Raw genomic sequence first — 17533 nt, forward strand, 5'->3', positions numbered from 1 at the left:
GGAAGATTGCCGTGAAAACGCTAGCAGCAGCCGGAGGCGGCTCGACGCGCCAAAATCAGGACCGGCCGAACGTCGTCGTACCGGTACCGGTGGCGACGAACCCGTTGCCCTTGACGGGATCGGCCATCCGGCAGGCCAACAAGATGTCGTCGGTGTGGATGCAGGTGGCGTTGCCCACCTCGAAGCGCTGACCGGCGGGCAGCATCGGCGCCTCGTCCTCGCGCAGGCCGTCGACGGGGCTGAGCGGAGCATCGGTGTGGGTGAAGCTCATCGGGATCGCGCCGTTGACGGTGCCGTAGCTGAACAGATGCGCGAGGTTGGCGTCATCGGGCGCCCCGACGAACGGCCCACGGCAGTCCAGGGCGTACATCGCCCGGTGCTGGGTGGTCATACAGACGAAGCCGTCGGGGGTGCGAAACCCCTGCATCGGAAAACCTTGACCCTCACGCAGGACGTAGTGCGCCGGATCCACGGCGGGGTAAGCGGCGAAGTCGGGCACACCGTCAGGCCCCAGGTGCGTCGCAATCGCGGTGTGCGGGGCCTCCCGGGTGGCGAGCCACAACCCGGCCAGCACTGCCGTCAGGACCGATACGACCGCCACCGCCACACGCACCATCGCTCCATGATCGCCCGGGGCAGATCGGGACGGAGCCGAATTCCCGGCCCCGTAGAATGGCGACATCATGACCGCACCGGGGTACAACCATGTCCAGACCCCGATTGCGGGTCTCGTTGAGCTGGCATTAACCGATCCGTCGCTGCAGGACGTTTTTCGCCGTGCCGTCGACCGGCCCGCAGATCTCGCACTCGTCGGCCCGGCCAGCGCCCGCGTGCTGGTCGCCGCCGGACTGGCCCAGCAGGGGCCGTTGCTGGTGGTCACCGCCACCGGCCGGGAAGCCGACGATCTGACCGCCGAGTTGCGCGGCGTCTTCGGTGACGCGGTCGCGCTGTTCCCGTCCTGGGAGACGCTGCCGCACGAGCGCCTGTCGCCGGGCGTGGAAACGGTCGGCGCCCGGTTGTTGCTGTTGCGCCGGCTCGCTCATCCCGACGACGAGACGCTGGGCCCGCCACTGCGGGTGGTGGTCACCACCACCCGATCCCTTTTGCAACCGATGGCCCCCGACGTGGTGAGTACCGAACCGGTCACCCTCGCAGTCGGCGCGGAGGCCGAGTTCGAGGGCGTGGTCGCGCGCCTGGTCGACCTCGCGTACACCCGCGTCGACATGGTCGGTAAACGCGGGGAGTTCGCCGTCCGCGGCGGCATCCTCGACATCTTCCCGCCCACTGCGGAGCACCCGGTACGCGTGGAGTTCTGGGGCGACGAGATCTCCGAGATACGGATGTTCGCGATCGCCGACCAGCGTTCGATCCCCGAGATTCCGGTGCAGAACGTGGTCGCTGTGCCGTGCCGTGAACTATTGATGACCGCCGAGGTGCGTGAGCGCGCCGCGGTGCTCTCTCAAGAACACCCCACCCACGAGAACAGCGTGCCGGGCAGCGTGCCCGAGATGCTGGCCAAGCTCGCCGAGGGAATCCCGGTCGACGGCATGGAGGCGCTGCTACCGCTGTTGCATTCGGTGCAGCCCACGACGCTGACACACCACCTGCCCGAGGGCGCCCCGGTGTTGTTGTGCGATCCGGAGAAGGTGCGCACCCGGGCGGGCGACCTGATCAAGACCGGGCGGGAATTCCTGGAGGCCTCGTGGTCGACGGCCGCGGTCGGCGGGGATGCCCCCATCGACATCGAGGCGCTGGGGGCATCCGGGTTCGTCCCGTTCGCGCAGGCGCGAGAAGACGCCGTCGCCGGCGGACACCCGTGGTGGACCCTGAGCCAGCTGCCCGACGGCAAGGCCACCGAACTCGACCTGCGGCCGTCGCCCTCGGCGCGTAGTCAGCAGAGCCTCGACGAGATCTTCGCGATGCTGCGTGCCCACGTGGCCACCGGTGGATACGCTGCGGTGGTCACCCCGGGTGCCGGAACTGCGCAACGCGTGGTGGAGCAGCTCGGCGAATCAGACACGCCCGCAGCAGTATTGGATCCGGGAGTCGCGCCCAAAGCCGGTGTGGTCGGCGTGCTCAAGGGTCCGATGCACGACGGTGTGGTGCTGCCGGGGGCCAACCTCGTCATCATCACCGAGACCGATCTGACCGGCAACCGGGTGACGTCCTCGGAAGGCAAAAGGCTTGCGGCCAAGCGGCGTAACGTCGTCGACCCGCTGGCGCTGACCGCCGGCGATCTCGTGGTGCACGATCAGCACGGCATCGGCAAGTTCGTCGAGATGACCGAGCGGGTGGTCGGCGGAGCGCGCCGCGAGTACCTGGTTCTGGAGTACGCCTCGGCCAAGCGGGGCGGCGGATCGGATCGCCTCTACGTGCCGATGGATTCGCTGGACCAGCTGTCGCGGTACGTGGGCGGCGAAGCGCCATCGCTCTCCAAGCTCGGCGGTAGCGATTGGGCCAACACGAAAACCAAGGCACGCAAGGCAGTTCGGGAGATCGCCAGCGAACTGGTGGCGCTGTACGCCAAACGTCAGTCGGCGCCCGGGCATGCGTTCGGCCCCGACACTCCATGGCAGAACGAGATGGAAGATGCGTTCGGTTTCACCGAGACCATCGACCAGATGACCGCCATCACCGAGGTCAAATCCGATATGGAGAAACCGGTTCCGATGGACCGGGTGATCTGTGGTGACGTGGGCTACGGCAAGACCGAGATCGCGGTGCGGGCGGCGTTCAAGGCCGTCCAAGACGGCAAACAGGTCGCGGTGCTGGTGCCGACGACGCTGCTGGCCGATCAGCATCTGCAGACCTTCACCAACCGGATGGCGGGTTTCCCGGTGACGGTCAAGGGGTTGTCGCGGTTCACCGATCCCGCGGAGTCACGCACCACGTTGGCGGGCATGAAGGACGGGTCGGTCGACGTGGTGATCGGGACGCACCGGCTATTGCAGACCGGTGTGACCTGGAAAGACCTGGGCCTCATCATCGTTGACGAGGAACAGCGGTTCGGCGTCGAGCACAAAGAGCACATCAAGTCGATGCGCACCCACGTCGACGTGCTCACCATGAGTGCCACGCCGATCCCGCGCACCCTGGAGATGAGCCTGGCCGGTATCCGCGAGATGTCGACGATCCTCACCCCGCCCGAGGAGCGTCACCCGGTGCTGACCTATGTCGGGCCGCACGACGACAAGCAGGTGGCCGCGGCGTTGCGCCGCGAGTTGCTGCGCGACGGGCAGGTGTTCTACATCCACAACCGGGTCCGCACGATCGACCAGGCCGCGGCGCGGATTCGTCAGATGGTGCCCGAAGCCAGGGTCGTTGTGGCGCACGGGCAGATGAACGAGGAGGCGCTGGAGAAGACCGTCGAGGGCTTCTGGAACCGTGAGTACGACATCCTGGTCTGCACCACGATCGTCGAGACCGGCCTGGACATCTCGAACGCCAACACGCTGATCGTCGAGCGGGCCGACACCTTCGGGTTGTCGCAGCTGCATCAGCTGCGGGGCCGGGTGGGGCGCAGCCGTGAACGCGGATACGCCTACATGCTCTATCCACCCAATTCGCCGCTGACCGAGACCGCCTACGACCGGCTGGCCACGATCGCCCAGAACAACGAGCTGGGTGCCGGTATGGCCGTGGCCATGAAGGACCTGGAGATCCGCGGTGCGGGCAACGTACTGGGCGCCGAGCAGTCCGGCCATGTGGCGGGGGTGGGTTTCGACCTCTACGTGCGGCTGGTCGGAGAGGCCGTAGAGGCCTACCGGGCCGTCGCGGACGGAAAAACCGTTGCCACGCCACAAGAAACGAAAGAAGTACGGGTCGACCTGCCGGTCGATGCGCACCTGCCGCCGGAATACATCGGCAGTGACCGGTTGCGGCTCGAGGGCTACCGGCGGTTGGCCGCCGCTTCGGATGAAGACGCGGTGCGAGCCGTCGTGGACGAACTCGTCGACAGGTACGGTCCGCTTCCGGTCGAGGTGCAGCGCCTGGTCGCGGTGGCGCGGCTACGGTTGCTGTGCCGGGAGTACGGCATCACCGAGATCGGCGCGGTGTCGGCGTCGACGATCAAGCTGTCACCGCTGGTGCTGCCCGATTCCGCGCAGTTGCGGCTCAAGCGGATGTACCCGGGGGCGCACTACCGCGCCACCACCTCGGTGGTTCAGGTGCCGATCCCACGCGAGAGCGACAGCATCGGCTCGCCGCGGATACGCGACCTCGACATTGTCCAAATGGTTGCCGGTCTGGTGCTGGTTCTCCATGGCAAAGGCCAGTCAGATGTTGATATAACGAAGTTCTCGCAGGTAACTGGGGAGGTGTGACCGTGACTGTCGTTCTGGTTGATCCCCGCCGCCCGTCGCTGGTCCCGGTCGAAGCGATCGAATTCCTGACCGGCGACGTGCAGTACACCGAGGAGATGCCGATCAAGGTGCCGTGGACGTTGCCCGCGGCCCGGCCCATCTACGGCGACGACGAGGGCGACCCGGCGCCGGTGCTGTTGTCTTCGGATCCCGAGCATCCGGCGGTCAAGGCCCGCTTGGCGGCGGGGGACCGGTTGATCGCGGCCCCGCAGGCGCAGGCGGGGGAGCGGCTCGTGGATGCCGTGGCGATGATGGACCGGCTGCGCACCGACGGGCCGTGGGAGAGCGAACAGACCCACGATTCGTTGCGTCGCTACCTGTTGGAGGAGACCTACGAGGTGTTCGACGCGGTCCGCGGCGGCAACGCCGACGAGCTGCGCGAAGAGCTCGGCGATGTGCTGCTGCAGGTGCTGTTCCATGCCCGCATCGCCGAGGATGCGCCCGTGCATCCGTTCAACATCGATGATGTTGCCGATTCGCTTGTCCGCAAGCTCGGTAATCGGGTGCCGGCAGTGCTTGCCGGAGAATCGATTTCGCTGGACGAGCAGCTGGCCCAGTGGGAGGAACGCAAGGCCCAGGAGCAGAAGGTGAAGGCCCGTGCGTCCTCCATGGACGACGTGCCCACCGGGCAGCCGGCGCTGGCGCTGACACAGAAGGTGCTGGCCCGGGTGGCCCAGGCCGGTCTGCCCGCCGACCTGGTGCCCGCGGCGCTGACGTCGGTGGTGATCGCGGCGGATACTGACGCTGAGAATGACCTGCGCAGTGCGGTTTTGGAGTTCATGGACACCGTGCGGTTGGTGGAGTCCGACGTTGCCGCCGGCCGCCGGGGTGAAGACGTTCCCGAGGAACTCGACGTGGCGCAGTTGGGGTCGATCACCGAGGATGAGTGGCGGTCCTATTGGCCGGGTGCGGTGGTCGAGGATTCAGCCGAGGACAATTCAGCCGAGCAGGACGAGTCAGCGTCGGAACCCGACGAGGAGGGTCACCCCGGCGATTGACGGCGTTCCGACTCCGTCTGCCGAGCTCGTAACACAGACCGATGCGCCCCTCCTGGTGGAGGGGCGCATCTGCCTGAGCGTCAAAAACTTTGACGGTCCGACTAGCTGTCGTTCTTGTCCTTGCCGCTCACCTTCTTGACGCCGTTGCTGATGTCTTTCTTCACCCGGTCGACCCGGTTCTTGACGTTCTCGCCGACCTGCTTGACCGCACCCTTGAGGTCACCCTGCTTGACTTTGTCGGCGACCTTGTTGGCCCGTTCCTGCGCGTGGGTGAGGCTCTTCTGGGTCTTGGTGACCTGTTTGGTGACCGTGGTCTCAACGTCCTTGCCGGTCTTGGTCACCACGCCGATCGGGTCGTTGAGAGCGGCAGTGGCCCCGTCGAACACCACGCCGCCGGTCGCGTCGTTGGCCGCGGCCAACACCTTGCCGACCGGCCGCTGCAGGTTGTCGAGCTGCTGCTGGCTGAGTGGCGCGGGGCCCTCGGGCAGCTTGGCCTCGATTCCGGTGAGGACCTTACTGACGTCGTCGCCGATCTGGCGGCTGACCGTCCGGATCGCCTTGCCGGGCTCGGTGGCGAGTTTGGCGGCGACCGTCTTGATCTCGGTGGGTACCTGAATGTCGTTGTCCTCCAGGAAAGTCACCGTGCGGTTGGTGACGCGTTGGACGATGTCGGTGTACTCCGAGCCCACACCCCGGCCCAGTTCGGCGAGGAGGTCGCCGGCCAGCAGGGCGGCCTGCTCGCGGGTCAGCGTCTGGGTGCCGAACAGCGTCGGGACGTGCATCTGGTCCAGAGTGCGGGTCCAGGAGCCGTCCTCATTGCGCACCGCGTCGGTGTAGCTGGTGTTGACCAGCAGCTTGAGCAGCGGCTCCAGGGCGTCGGCCACCGGGGTGTTGACGTCCTCACCTGTTGCGACGCTGAGCAATCCGGCGACCAGGCGGGCGGGCGCCAGCAGTGGCAACTGCTCCTGGGTGATCGTGGTGTAGATCGTGCCGTCGGGTGCGGTGTACAGCTTGGCGCCGACGCCCGACCCGTCGAGCAGCGACGCTCCCAGCGTGAGCGGCAACAGCGCCGCCATCGCCGAATTCGCCCATGCGACCGGGCTTCCCGTGACCGGTGCATCTGAAAGCAGGTCGTACTCCCAGGTGGTGTCGGTCTTGAGGATCGTCAACACGATGGGCTGGCCGTCGAGCGATTCCGCTACGGCGACCAGATTGCCCAGGTCGTCGAAGCTGAGGTCGGAGAGACTGAGTCCCTCCATCCCCTCGGGGAGGACGTCCTGGCGCTCGGGCGTCACCGGGTTGACGCCGGTGATCTCCTGATAGATCGGCGCAAACCGTGAGTAGAGTCCGCCGTTGGGCCGGCCCGGGTTGCGCAGGAGGTTCACCGTCAGGAGGGTCACGTCGATGACGCCGCCGGGAGTGATGTCGAGGGTCGGCAGATCGGTTGCCTCGGGATAGTCGGTTGCCGACAGTGGCTGAAGCAGCAGCCAGACGCCCGGTGCGGTTTGGATTCCGATGTACGTCGCCGCGTCCACCTTGACGAACGCCTTCGTCACGTCCTTGGTGACGGGATCGTTGGGGTCGGCGAAGACGATCTTGCGGGGTCCGGTCAGGGCGGGGCCGGCTTCCAGATCGCCGGCGCGGGCCTGGTCGATGAAGTTCTGGTAGCCCGCCCCGACCGCAATGGCACCGTCGCCGTAGCCGATGAAATTGGTGTTCGACAGGTAGGCCGTCCAGTTCACCAGCGGGGCGAGCGCCGCGGTGAGGTCGCCGCCGCCTGCCGTGTACGCGGCCAACGCGCCCAGGTCGATTCCGTCCAGCGAACTCGGTGATACCCACTGCCCCTGGGTCCAGTCCCGTCCGGTGACGGTGCCCGATGCCGGGTTGAACTTCGGAGGGAACCCCGACCAGTTCCCGCCGGTGGTGGTGGTCTGACTCGCCGATCCCACATCAAGCGGGTTGAACCACTTCACCCACACCGGGGCCAGTTGTTCTGCGGTGAACGTGGTACCCAGCCCCCAGCCCACCAGGCCCGCGGTGTTCTCGCGATCGTCGAGGATCGCATCGGTCACCGCGTCCGGGTCCGACGGCAATTGCGTCAGACCGGTGGACGGGATCCAACTCGGCAACCCCACCACATAGGTGGCTGCGTCCGCGATTGTTGGCGTCAGCCCCACCCCGACTGCCGCGGCGATCGCCGTGCCGGCGACGGCCGCCCTGGTGACCTTGTTGTGACGATGCTTCCCCATGCCTGCCCCTCTCAGGAAAAATTCAGCTACTCAGGGGGGAACTCTAAGGCGGCAAACTTCGATTGCGACGTCAGTCGATGGGGTGACGGCGCCGATTGGTTGCATATGCAACAATTTGAGATTGCTCTATCTGCAGTTGCCGGTGCGAATCTTATTATTAACCAAAATAGGTACCTGGCATGCAGACTTGAATTGCATGCATTGTGACCAGCACATATGACGGTATAAGTGCAGATAGCTCTGGTTGCGTAATTAACTTAATCACTGCAATCGTATTTGCGATATCGGAATTTCGACCGGTGTCGACCCCCTTCATCGAGTGGGCTGAATGCGGAGTTGCTAAGGGGTGGAGGATTTTGCTGGCAACCTAGAAAATATTGACCACGGCGAAACTGGGAACGTTGGGCGTGGCGCCCGCTGGATCGGATCGGTCGCCTCTACGGTGAGGCGATGCGGGTACTGCGGGTCGTTGCCGTCGTCCTGGTTCTCAGTCTGGGGATGGTTGCTCCGCAAGCCGCTGCGGACTGCACGGCCACGGGCTGTGACCTGCGTTCACGCATCGCGGCGGCGGACGCCTACCTGGCGTCGCGGCCCGGCACCGTCGGGTACGTCCTGCGCGACCGAGGCGCGGGTACGCGCTACGCCAACGCCAATGCCAACCAGATGATCTGGACCGCTTCCACCATCAAGCTGGCGATGGTGGTCGACCTGTTGACTCGGGAGCGTGCCGGGGCATTGCGCATGTCGGGTAATGATCGGCAGCTCATGGTGAACATGCTGCGGGACTCCGACAACGATGCGGCAGATTCGCTGTGGACCCGTTACGGCGGCCCGGATCACAAGGCGTTCAATGCGGGCTTCCCGCGCTACGGCATGACCGACCTGCGGCCGCAACCGGGATTCGGTGACATGTTCCCGTACTGGGGTTTCCAGAAATCGACCACCAACGATCTCGACCGGTTGATGAACTACACACTGACCCAACTGAATGCGCCCGATGCGGCCGCCGTGGCGGCCGAGATGCAACGGGTCGGCAGTGAACAGCAGTGGGGCGTGTGGGGTGCCGGGCCGTCGATGAGTCCCGGCAACAAGAACGGGTGGTCGCAGGAACAAGGGGGTTGGGTCGTCAACTCGGTCGGCTTCGCCGGACCCAATCAGCGCTACACGCTGGCCATCATGAACGGGCTCAACGGGCAGGGCGGCTACGACGACGGGGTCGCCACGACCACCCGGCTCAGCCAGATCCTGCTCGGGCCCACCGGGTGATCAAGACTGCGGGGCACAGCTATTCGGCCAGTGCCCGGTCGAACGCGGTGGCCAACTCTTGAAGGCTGTGTGGCTGGATGCGCTCGCCGTCGAGAAAGAACGTCGGCGTTCCCTGCACACCCAGTGCGCGCCCGTCGGCCACATCGAGTTGGACTCGGGCAGCGGTGGCGGGGTCGCGGTAGACCTTGTCGAATGCCGCCAGATCGAGGCCGAGTTCTCCTGCGAAGCCACGGAATACCTCGTCGGCCGGGGTCTGTTGCTCGCCCCACTGGCCTTGGGTCTCGAACATCTTCTTGTACATCGCCTCGAACCTGCCCTGTTGGGCCGCGGCTTCGACGGCGCGCGCCGCCCGTTCGGCGTTGTAGTGCGCGCCCATGGGGAAGTACCGGATGACGAAGTTCACCCGATCGCCGTACTCGGATCGCAGTTGCTCGATCGCCGGGTAGACCGCGCGACAGCCTTCGCATTCGAAATCGAGGAATTCCACGAAGGTGGCAGCACTGTCCGGCACGGAGCTCAGTCGGTGACTGTTATCGCGAACCAACTGGCCGGCGTCGGCGGTCGCAGCTTGCGGTGGCGTACCACGATCGCGAACTGACTGGTACACGAGAACGCCGACGGCCATCAACGCGATGACCAATGCGGTCAGCAGGATTCGGGTGTTGCGCGTCAACTGATCTGTACCTCACTCGAAGAGTGTCGAACCCCAGTAACCCGAGGTGTCACCGTCACGCAGCCCGGGCGGGCAGGCGAAGACAGCCGTCCCGGTGTGGGTGATGTATTCGTTGAGCAGGTCCTTGCGGGCCAGTTCCCGCTGCATGGGGATGAACTGCTTCTCGGGGCTGCGCACGAATGCGATGAAGAACAGGCCCGCGTCCAGGTGGCCGACGCCATCCGAACCGTCGGTGAAGTTGTAACCGCGACGCAGGATCTCGATGCCGCCCAGATGCTCGGGTGAGGCCAAACGCACATGCGCGGCCATGTCGATCTTCGGATTGCCCTTGCCGTCGGTGATCTCGAAGTTGAGCTCGTCGAACTCCTGCTGCAACCCAATGGGGGCGCCGCTGCCCTTCTGCCGGCCGAACACCCGCTCCTGCTCCAGAAGCGTGGTGCGGTCCCAGTTTTCGATCCGCATCCGGATCCGCCGAGTGATCAGATAGCTGCCGCCGGTGAGCCAGCCCGGTCCGTCTCCCTCGGCCACCCACACGCTCTGGTTGAGCTGATCTGTCTCGTCGGACCTGAGATTGTTCGTTCCGTCCTTGAACCCGAACAGGTTTCGCGGGGTGGCCTGATCCCGGGTGGTCGACGAGGTCCGGCCGAACCCCAGCTGGGAGTACCGCACCGCGACGGTGCCGAATCCGACACGGGCCAGGTTGCGGATTGCGTGTACCGCCACCTGTGGATCGTTGGCACAGGCCTGCACGCAGATGTCGCCGCCGCACTTGGCCGGGTCCATGGTCTCGTTGGGGAACTTGGGCAGGTCTTTGAGCTCGGCGGGTTGCTTGTCGGCGATGCCGAAGCGGTCCTTGCCGTCCTTTCGGAAGAAGGATGGCCCGAACCCGATGGTCAGGGTCAGCTGGGAGGCCGGTAGGCCCAACGCCTCACCGGTATCCGACGGCGGCGCATACGGATTGCCGTCCACGGCGCCGCCGGCTTCGGTCTCCTCACCGCGCACCATCCGCTCGGCCATCTGGGTCCACTGCTTGAGCAGTGCGATGACGTCGTCGCGGTTGTCGGTGGTGATGTCGAAGGAGCAGAAATGCATCCGGTCCTGCGCCTCGGTGATGATGCCGGCCTGCCGGTCACCTCGAAACGGCACCGGACGGATCAGATGATCAGCGTTCGTGGTGCTGGCGGCAGAGGCGCGGCCGGCCAGCGCACCCGCGCCGGCCGCACCGACTACCGCAGCGGTGACCCCGGCGGCGCCGAACAGCTTGCGTCGGGAGAACCCGCTCGTCTGCTCGGCATCCGGGGTTGCTTCGGACGAATCATTGCTTGGCGATGACACCTTGCACCTGGCTCACTTCTTTGCTCAGCGCGTCGATGGCGCGCGACAGTTCCTGGCGTTGGGGTTCGGTCACCTTTTCGTAGGAGACGAAACCATCGCCGTCACGATACTTCTCCAGCAACTTCTCGACATCGGCGAACCGCTGGTCCACGCGCTTGCCCAGCTCGGCGTCGCGCTCGTCGAGGATCGGTCGCACGGAGGCCACCGCGGTCTGCGAACCTTCGACGTTGGCCCGGAAGTCCCACAGGTCGGTGTGGCTGAAGATGTCCTCTTCGCCGCTGATCTTGCTCATCGAGATCTCGTCGAGCAGACCCTGTGCGCCACCGGCGATCTGGGTGGAGTCGATGGTCCAGTCGGGAGCCTTCACGCCGGCCTGGAGTTCCTTGACGTCGGCGATCAGCTGGTCGCCCAGTGCGCTCGCGTTCGGCTGCAGGCCGGTCACCCACAGCTGCTTCTCCAGAGCGTGGAAGCCGGTCCACTTCTGTCCGGGTTCCAGGTCGGCCTCCCGCAGGTCGACGCGGGGGTCGAGGTCGTTCGGGAAGGACTCGGCGACCGGCTCGATGCGCTCCCAGTAGATCCGCGAGGACGGGTAGAGCTCCTTGGCCTTGGCGACGTCCTTGGCCTTGACCGCGGCGACGAACTCTTCGACGGCCGGGATCAGGGCGTCGACCTGGCTGTTCACGTACCGCTTGTAGTTGTCGGCCGCTTCTTTGAACTTGCCCTCGGTGTCGACCTTCACGGTCTCGCCGGTCACCAGGAAATCGCCGCGGATGCCTTCACCGACCATGCCGGGGCGGCACGAGGTCCGGTAGGTGCCCGGCTGGGTGAGCTGCACGATCAGTTGGCGCTTGAGCCCGGGGGAGATGTTCTCCACCTCGCCCATGACCCGCTCGCCCTCGCCGTAGACGTAGAACTCGGTGACCTTGTCGCCGCTGTTGGTGACGACGAAGGTGCTCGGGCCGGTGGTCGCGGTCGTCTCGGACAGCTTGCAGCCGGTGTCGGTGGCGTCGACGGTGATCTGAGCGCCCTCGGCGCCGGCGCTGCCGCTGTCGGCTTCCTTGGCCTGGCAGGCGCTCATCGAGACGCCGACCAGCACCGCGGCGGTGGCCGCGAATCCGGTCTTGACGGCAGGGGTGATCTTCACTTGGTCGACCTTTCGGGTGCGATGGCGGTCTCCGGCTCGACGGTCGGCTCGGAGGAAATCTCGGGGGAGGCACTGGCCGACGGGGCGACCGCGGCGCGAATCGGTTTCAGGAACAGCGCCAGCACCACCACGATGTAGGCCACCCACGCGGCGAGCTGCAGCACGGTCGGCGTGGGGTCGATGTTGAAGACACCCTGGATGACCTCGCCGTACCAGGCCGACCAGTCGAATGCACCGCTCATGTCGAAAGCCTTGGTGCCCAGGCCGGGCAGCCAGCCCACGGTCTGCAGCGCCTTGATCCCGTAGGCGAGGATTCCGGCGGCGACCACGATCAGGAAGATGCCGGTGTAGGTGAAGAACTTGGCGAGATTGATCCGGACGGCGCCGGCGTACATGCCGTAGGCGATCGCCGCGGCGATCAGCACGCCGATGATCAGCCCGGTCAGCGGCCAGAGTGTCTCGGCCTCGGCGTAGCCGACCATGAACAGCGCGGTCTCCACGCCCTCCCGGCCGACCGCCAGGAACGCCAGCAGCGCCACTGCCAGGCCGCCGGTCTGCAGCGCCTGCGACATGTCGCCGCGTAGCTGGCCGGACATCGAGGCGGAGGCCTTCTTCATCCAGAGCACCATGGTGGTGACGATGACGACGGCGATCAGTGAGGCGATGCCGGCGATGGCTTCGGCGCCCAGTCCGCTGATGGTGTTCTCACCGAACTGGATCACCAGGAAGACGGTGACGGTCATGGCGATCGCGGCGCCGACGCCCAGCCACACCCATTTGAGCGCATCGCGGCGGTCGGATTTGACCAGGAACGCGACGAGGATCGACACCACGATGGCGGCTTCGAGGCCCTCCCGTAAACCGATCAGCCCGCTGCCGAATACCTGGGATGTGACGTTGGACGCGGCCAGTGTGCTGGTCGGAACGTCCGAGATGACAGACATCAAAGCGTCCTCGTTGGACCGGGGTGAAAACACCATGAAGAATATAGCCTTGGCTTGCCATAGCAAGGCGTGGCTCACCTTATCAGGGGGATCTGTGAGGCCGGCTGCCCTCACCTGCCGTTCTCCCGGCATGGACCCGTCGCCCGCCACGTCCTCAGTCGCGCATGCGACGATGGCCAATCAGACCGAGCGGGGTTGAGGGAGTCCGGTGTCGCCAGTGCGTTGGCTGCGGGCTGTCGCCGTAATTGCTGCGACAGCGCTGCTGTTGGCATCCAGTTGTTCTTGGCATCTGGGTACCCCAATTCCCGAGGGCGTGCCGCCGCCGCCCGGGGATCCGGTGCCGGCCATCGATATCTACGCCAAGGGCCGACCGGCCGATCAGCTGCACGAATGGGCGGCACAGCGAGCGCCCGCCATGAACATGCCCGTCAACGCCCTGGAGGCCTACGCCTACGCCGCACGTGTTGCCCAGGTGGTGAACCCCAACTGCAAATTGGCGTGGACGACCCTGGCCGGTATCGGCATGGTCGAAAGCCACCACGGCACCTATCGCGGCGCGATGATCGCGCGCAACGGCGACGTCACCCCGCCGATCCGTGGCGTGCAGTTGGACGGGACCGCAGGCAACATGCGCATTCCTGACACCGACAAGGGCAAGCTCGACGGCGATCCGCTGATGGATCGAGCCATGGGGCCGATGCAGTTCATCCCCGAGACCTGGGGTCATTTCGGGGTGGACGCGAACAACGACGGCGTGGTGAATCCGGACAACTTCGACGACGCTGCGCTCTCGGCGGCCGGTCTGCTGTGCTGGTACGGCAAGGACCTGTCCAGCCCGAGGGGCTGGATGACGGCGCTCAAGGCCTATAACAACTCCGAGCAGTACGCGCGTGCGGTGCGGGACTGGGCAACGGCGTATGCGGCCGGCCACGGCCTGTGACCCAGATGGGCGACCCGTGTGACACGCCCAAACACGCCGTTGCGCCGACCACGATCTAGTCTCATCTCTACACGCCGGACTCAATAAGGAGAAGCCAGTGCCCATCATCGAGCAGGTTGGAGCCCGCGAGATCCTCGACTCCCGTGGTAATCCGACGGTCGAAGTCGAGGTGGCCCTGACCGACGGCACGTTCGCCCGGGCAGCGGTGCCCTCGGGCGCGTCGACCGGCGAGCACGAAGCGGTGGAGCTGCGTGACGGCGGCTCCCGCTACGGCGGCAAGGGCGTCGAGAAAGCCGTGGAGGCCGTGCTCGACGAGATCGCCCCGGCCATCATCGGCAACGCCGCCGACGATCAGCGTCTCGTGGACCAGGCACTGCTGGATCTCGACGGCACGGCGGACAAGTCCCGGCTGGGCGCCAACGCGATCCTCGGCGTCTCCCTCGCGGTGGCCAAGGCCGCGGCCGACAGTGCCGCGCTGCCGCTGTTCCGCTACCTCGGTGGCCCGAATGCGCACATCCTGCCGGTACCGATGATGAACATCCTCAACGGCGGCGCCCACGCCGATACCGGGGTCGACGTGCAGGAGTTCATGGTCGCCCCGATCGGTGCGCCCTCCTTCAAGGAGTCGCTGCGCTGGGGCACCGAGGTCTACCACTCGCTCAAGGCCGTGCTCAAGAAGCAGGGGCTGTCCACCGGACTCGGCGATGAGGGCGGGTTCGCCCCCGATGTCGCGGGCACCAAGGCCGCACTGGACCTGATCGTGACGGCCATCGAGGCCACCGGCTTCAAGCTGGGCAGCGATGTGGCGCTGGCACTTGATGTTGCCGCCACCGAGTTCTACACCGAGGGTTCGGGTTACGCCTTCGAGAAGGAGACCCGCAGCGCCGAGCAGATGGCTGACTTCTACGCCGGCCTGATCGACGCATACCCTCTGGTGTCGATCGAGGACCCGCTGTCCGAGGACGACTGGGACGGCTGGGTCTCGTTGACCTCGGCCATCGGCGACCGGGTCCAACTGGTCGGCGATGACCTCTTCGTCACCAACCCGGAACGTCTCGAGGACGGTATCGAACGCGGCGCCGCCAACGCGCTGCTGGTCAAGGTCAACCAGATCGGCACGCTCACCGAAACCTTGGATGCCGTTGCGCTGGCGCACAACAGCGGGTACCGCACCATGATGAGCCACCGTTCCGGCGAGACCGAGGACACCACCATCGCCGATCTCGCGGTTGCGGTGGGCAGTGGTCAGATCAAGACCGGTGCCCCGGCCCGCAGCGAGCGGGTGGCCAAGTACAACCAGCTGCTGCGCATCGAGGAGGCCCTCGGCGACGCCGCGCGTTACGCCGGCGATCTCGCGTTCCCTCGGTTCGAGGCCAAGTAGTCCAACCCCTTCCCGACGACGATGCCCGAAGCGAAGCGGCCCGATCCGAAGCGACGGTCCCCGGCCTCCAGACCCGGTAAGCCGGGCAAGGCCGGGGATGCGAATCGGCCGCGGGCTTCGCAGGCCCGCCGGCGGGTGACCGAAACCCGCGCGGCGCAGGCCGAGCCGGCTGTCGACGAGACGGTCACCAAAGCCATTGCGGTACAGGCGCAGCAGCAGGCCGAGCTGCAGTCCGAACAGCGGTTCGGTTCGACGGCACGCCGTGCGGCGATCCTGGCCGCGGTGGTGTGCGTGCTGACCCTGACCATCGCCGGACCGGTCCGCACCTACTTCGCCCAACGCACCGAGATGAAGCAGCTCAAGGCCAGCGAGGAACAATTGCGGACCCAGATCGCCGACCTGGAGCAGCAGAAGATCAAGTTGGCCGACCCGGTCTACATCGCGGCCCAGGCCAGGGAGCGGCTCGGCTTCGTGATGCCCGGCGATACTCCATATCAGGTACAGCTGCCCCCGGGGGCCGTGGTCTCGGCTGAGCCGGGGGAGGCGGTGCTGCCCGGTTCGACCGTGCCGGCCGGCCAGCCCTGGTATACCTCGTTGTGGCACACGATCGCCGATGAGCCCCATGGGGTTTCACCGACCATCGGCGGATCGCCACCGGTGCCTGCCGGGCCGCCTGTGCCACCGCCGCCGGCCGAACCCGGAGGTCCGCATGGTTGATCCCACCGACATCGAGGCTGTGACGCGGCAGTTGGGCCGCGAACCACGTGGCGTTCTGGAGATCGCCTATCGCTGCCCCAACGGCGAACCGGCCGTCGTGAAGACTGCGCCCAGACTTGCTGACGGCACACCGTTTCCGACGCTGTACTACCTGACGCACCCCGCACTCACCGCGGCTGCCAGCCGGCTGGAATCCTCCGGGCTGATGCGTGAGATGTCCGAGCGGCTGCAGGACGACGAGGAATTGGCCGCGGCCTACCGGCGGGCACACGAGTCGTATCTGGCCGAGCGGGACGCGATCGAATCGTTGGGTACCACGTTCACCGGCGGCGGTATGCCCGACCGGGTCAAATGTCTGCACGTGGTGATGGCCCACGCGTTGGCAAAGGGCCCCGGGGTCAACCCCTTTGGTGACGAGGCGCTGGCGGTGCTGGCGGTCGAGCCCGCGATGGCGGGAATTCTGGATCGAGAGGTATGGGTTTGAGGCGGGTCGGCGCAATCGATTGTGGCACCAATTCGATTCGTCTGTTGATCGCCGACGTGGTGGACGGAAGGCTGCGGGACGTGCACCGCGAGATGCGGGTCGTGCGGTTGGGCCAGGGCGTCGACGCCACCGGGAAGTTCGCCGTGGAAGCCTTGGCGCGCACCGAATCCGCACTGGCCGATTATGTGGCGTTGATGGCGGAGCATTCGGTGACCGCGGTGCGCATGGTCGCCACCTCGGCTGCGCGCGATGCCGGAAACCGTGACGAGTTCTTCGCGATGACCGCACGCCTGCTGGGCAAGGTGGTCCCGGGATCGGTGGCTGAGGTGATCACCGGTACCGAGGAGGCCGAGCTGTCATTCCAGGGTGCGGTCGGTGAACTCGATCCTGCCGCAGGCCCTTTCGTGGTCGTCGACCTGGGCGGTGGGTCAACCGAACTGGTGCTCGGCGAGACGGCCGTGCAGGCGAGCTTCTCTGCCGACATCGGGTGTGTCCGGCTGACCGAGCGGTGCCTGCACTCCGATCCGCCCACCGCGGACGAGGTGGCGCAGGCGCGGGCGGTGGCTCGCGACGGCCTGGCCCACGCGTTGCAGGTGGTGCCGGTCGGAGGTGCGCGCACGTGGGTGGGGGTGGCCGGGACGATGACGACGCTGTCGGCGCTGGCACAGCGGATGACCGAATATGATCCCGACGCAATTCACCTGTCCCGCATCGGGTTCGACGATCTGCTCGGGGTGTGTGAGCAGTTGATCGGAATGACGAAGGCGGAACGCCTGGCGCTCGGACCGATGCATGCCGGCCGTGCCGATGTGATCGGCGGCGGTGCGATCATCGTCGAGGAGTTGGCGGCCGTTCTCGGTGATCGGGCCGGGATCGGCGAACTGGTGGTCAGCGAGCACGACATTCTCGACGGCATCGCGTTGTCGATCGCCTGACCCCGATTCTCTGCGCGCCGGTTTCTACCGTGGGGTCGTGGTCTGAGCGTCAGCGCCGCCCAGGTGTAGAAACGGTGGCGGGAAGTGCGGGACCCTCGACATAAAA

14 protein-coding genes are annotated in these 17533 nt (G+C 66.3%); 8 read left to right on the forward strand and 6 right to left on the reverse strand.

Features of this window, described 5'->3' with window-relative positions:
• Positions 1 to 55: 55 nt before the first annotated feature.
• Positions 56 to 616: a hypothetical protein gene (locus tag G6N44_RS23370; protein ID WP_163668166.1), complete on the reverse strand. Its 561-nt coding sequence runs from the start codon at positions 614 to 616 to the stop codon at positions 56 to 58.
• 67 nt (positions 617 to 683) lie between these two features.
• Between G6N44_RS23370 and mfd the strand changes: the two genes are divergently transcribed.
• Both mfd and G6N44_RS23380 read left to right on the forward strand, forming a co-directional pair.
• Positions 684 to 4322 (forward strand): transcription-repair coupling factor, encoded by a 3639-nt coding sequence (mfd, locus tag G6N44_RS23375; protein WP_163668168.1) that lies wholly within the window; start codon positions 684 to 686, stop codon positions 4320 to 4322.
• A gap of 2 nt (positions 4323 to 4324) precedes the next feature.
• On the forward strand, positions 4325 to 5359 hold the full coding sequence (locus G6N44_RS23380) for a nucleoside triphosphate pyrophosphohydrolase (protein ID WP_163668170.1): 1035 nt from the start codon (positions 4325 to 4327) through the stop codon (positions 5357 to 5359).
• A 101-nt stretch (positions 5360 to 5460) separates the two neighbouring features.
• Here G6N44_RS23380 and G6N44_RS23385 read toward each other — a convergent pair whose 3' ends face one another.
• On the reverse strand, positions 5461 to 7608 hold the full coding sequence (locus tag G6N44_RS23385; RefSeq protein WP_163668172.1) for a PE-PPE domain-containing protein: 2148 nt from the start codon (positions 7606 to 7608) through the stop codon (positions 5461 to 5463).
• A gap of 450 nt (positions 7609 to 8058) precedes the next feature.
• Here G6N44_RS23385 and G6N44_RS23390 point away from each other — a divergent pair, with 450 nt between their 5' ends.
• Positions 8059 to 8874, forward strand: coding sequence for a serine hydrolase (locus tag G6N44_RS23390; protein WP_163668173.1), 816 nt, complete (start codon positions 8059 to 8061; stop codon positions 8872 to 8874).
• 19 nt (positions 8875 to 8893) lie between these two features.
• On the opposite strand, the gene G6N44_RS23395 is transcribed toward G6N44_RS23390, so the two are convergent.
• Genes G6N44_RS23395 through efeU form a run of 4 tightly spaced genes read right to left on the reverse strand, consistent with a single transcriptional unit; the run spans position 8894 to position 12970 of the window.
• Entirely contained in the window at positions 8894 to 9547 is a 654-nt protein-coding gene (locus tag G6N44_RS23395; RefSeq protein WP_163668175.1) for a DsbA family protein, read from the reverse strand.
• Positions 9548 to 9559: 12 nt separating this feature from the next.
• Positions 9560 to 10882: an iron uptake transporter deferrochelatase/peroxidase subunit gene (gene efeB / locus G6N44_RS23400; protein ID WP_163668176.1), complete on the reverse strand. Its 1323-nt coding sequence runs from the start codon at positions 10880 to 10882 to the stop codon at positions 9560 to 9562.
• Positions 10863 to 12026: an iron uptake system protein EfeO gene (efeO, locus tag G6N44_RS23405; protein ID WP_163668178.1), complete on the reverse strand. Its 1164-nt coding sequence runs from the start codon at positions 12024 to 12026 to the stop codon at positions 10863 to 10865. Before efeO ends, efeB begins: the two co-directional genes overlap by 20 nt.
• A complete protein-coding gene (gene efeU, locus G6N44_RS23410) occupies positions 12023 to 12970 on the reverse strand; it encodes an iron uptake transporter permease EfeU (protein WP_163668180.1) in 948 nt (315 codons plus the stop codon). The genes efeO and efeU overlap by 4 nt, the downstream gene beginning before the upstream one ends.
• Before the next feature lie 208 nt (positions 12971 to 13178).
• On the opposite strand from efeU, the gene G6N44_RS23415 reads away from it, so the two are divergent.
• The 5 genes from G6N44_RS23415 (at position 13179) to G6N44_RS23435 (ending at position 17427) form a co-directional block, all read left to right on the forward strand.
• A complete protein-coding gene (locus tag G6N44_RS23415; RefSeq protein ID WP_163668182.1) occupies positions 13179 to 13910 on the forward strand; it encodes a lytic transglycosylase domain-containing protein in 732 nt (243 codons plus the stop codon).
• A gap of 97 nt (positions 13911 to 14007) precedes the next feature.
• Positions 14008 to 15291: a phosphopyruvate hydratase gene (eno, locus tag G6N44_RS23420; RefSeq protein WP_163668184.1), complete on the forward strand. Its 1284-nt coding sequence runs from the start codon at positions 14008 to 14010 to the stop codon at positions 15289 to 15291.
• 21 nt (positions 15292 to 15312) lie between these two features.
• The gene (locus G6N44_RS23425) at positions 15313 to 16008 is read left to right on the forward strand and encodes an FtsB family cell division protein (protein ID WP_163668186.1); all 696 of its coding nucleotides are present in this window, start codon (positions 15313 to 15315) and stop codon (positions 16006 to 16008) included.
• Positions 16001 to 16492 (forward strand): DUF501 domain-containing protein, encoded by a 492-nt coding sequence (locus tag G6N44_RS23430; RefSeq protein WP_163668187.1) that lies wholly within the window; start codon positions 16001 to 16003, stop codon positions 16490 to 16492. The genes G6N44_RS23425 and G6N44_RS23430 overlap by 8 nt, the downstream gene beginning before the upstream one ends.
• Positions 16483 to 17427 (forward strand): Ppx/GppA phosphatase family protein, encoded by a 945-nt coding sequence (locus tag G6N44_RS23435; RefSeq protein ID WP_170309419.1) that lies wholly within the window; start codon positions 16483 to 16485, stop codon positions 17425 to 17427. Before G6N44_RS23430 ends, G6N44_RS23435 begins: the two co-directional genes overlap by 10 nt.
• Positions 17428 to 17533: the final 106 nt, after the last annotated feature.

The sequence above is a fragment of the Mycolicibacterium alvei genome (genome assembly GCF_010727325.1).
Taxonomy (GTDB): Bacteria; Actinomycetota; Actinomycetes; order Mycobacteriales; family Mycobacteriaceae; genus Mycobacterium; species Mycobacterium alvei.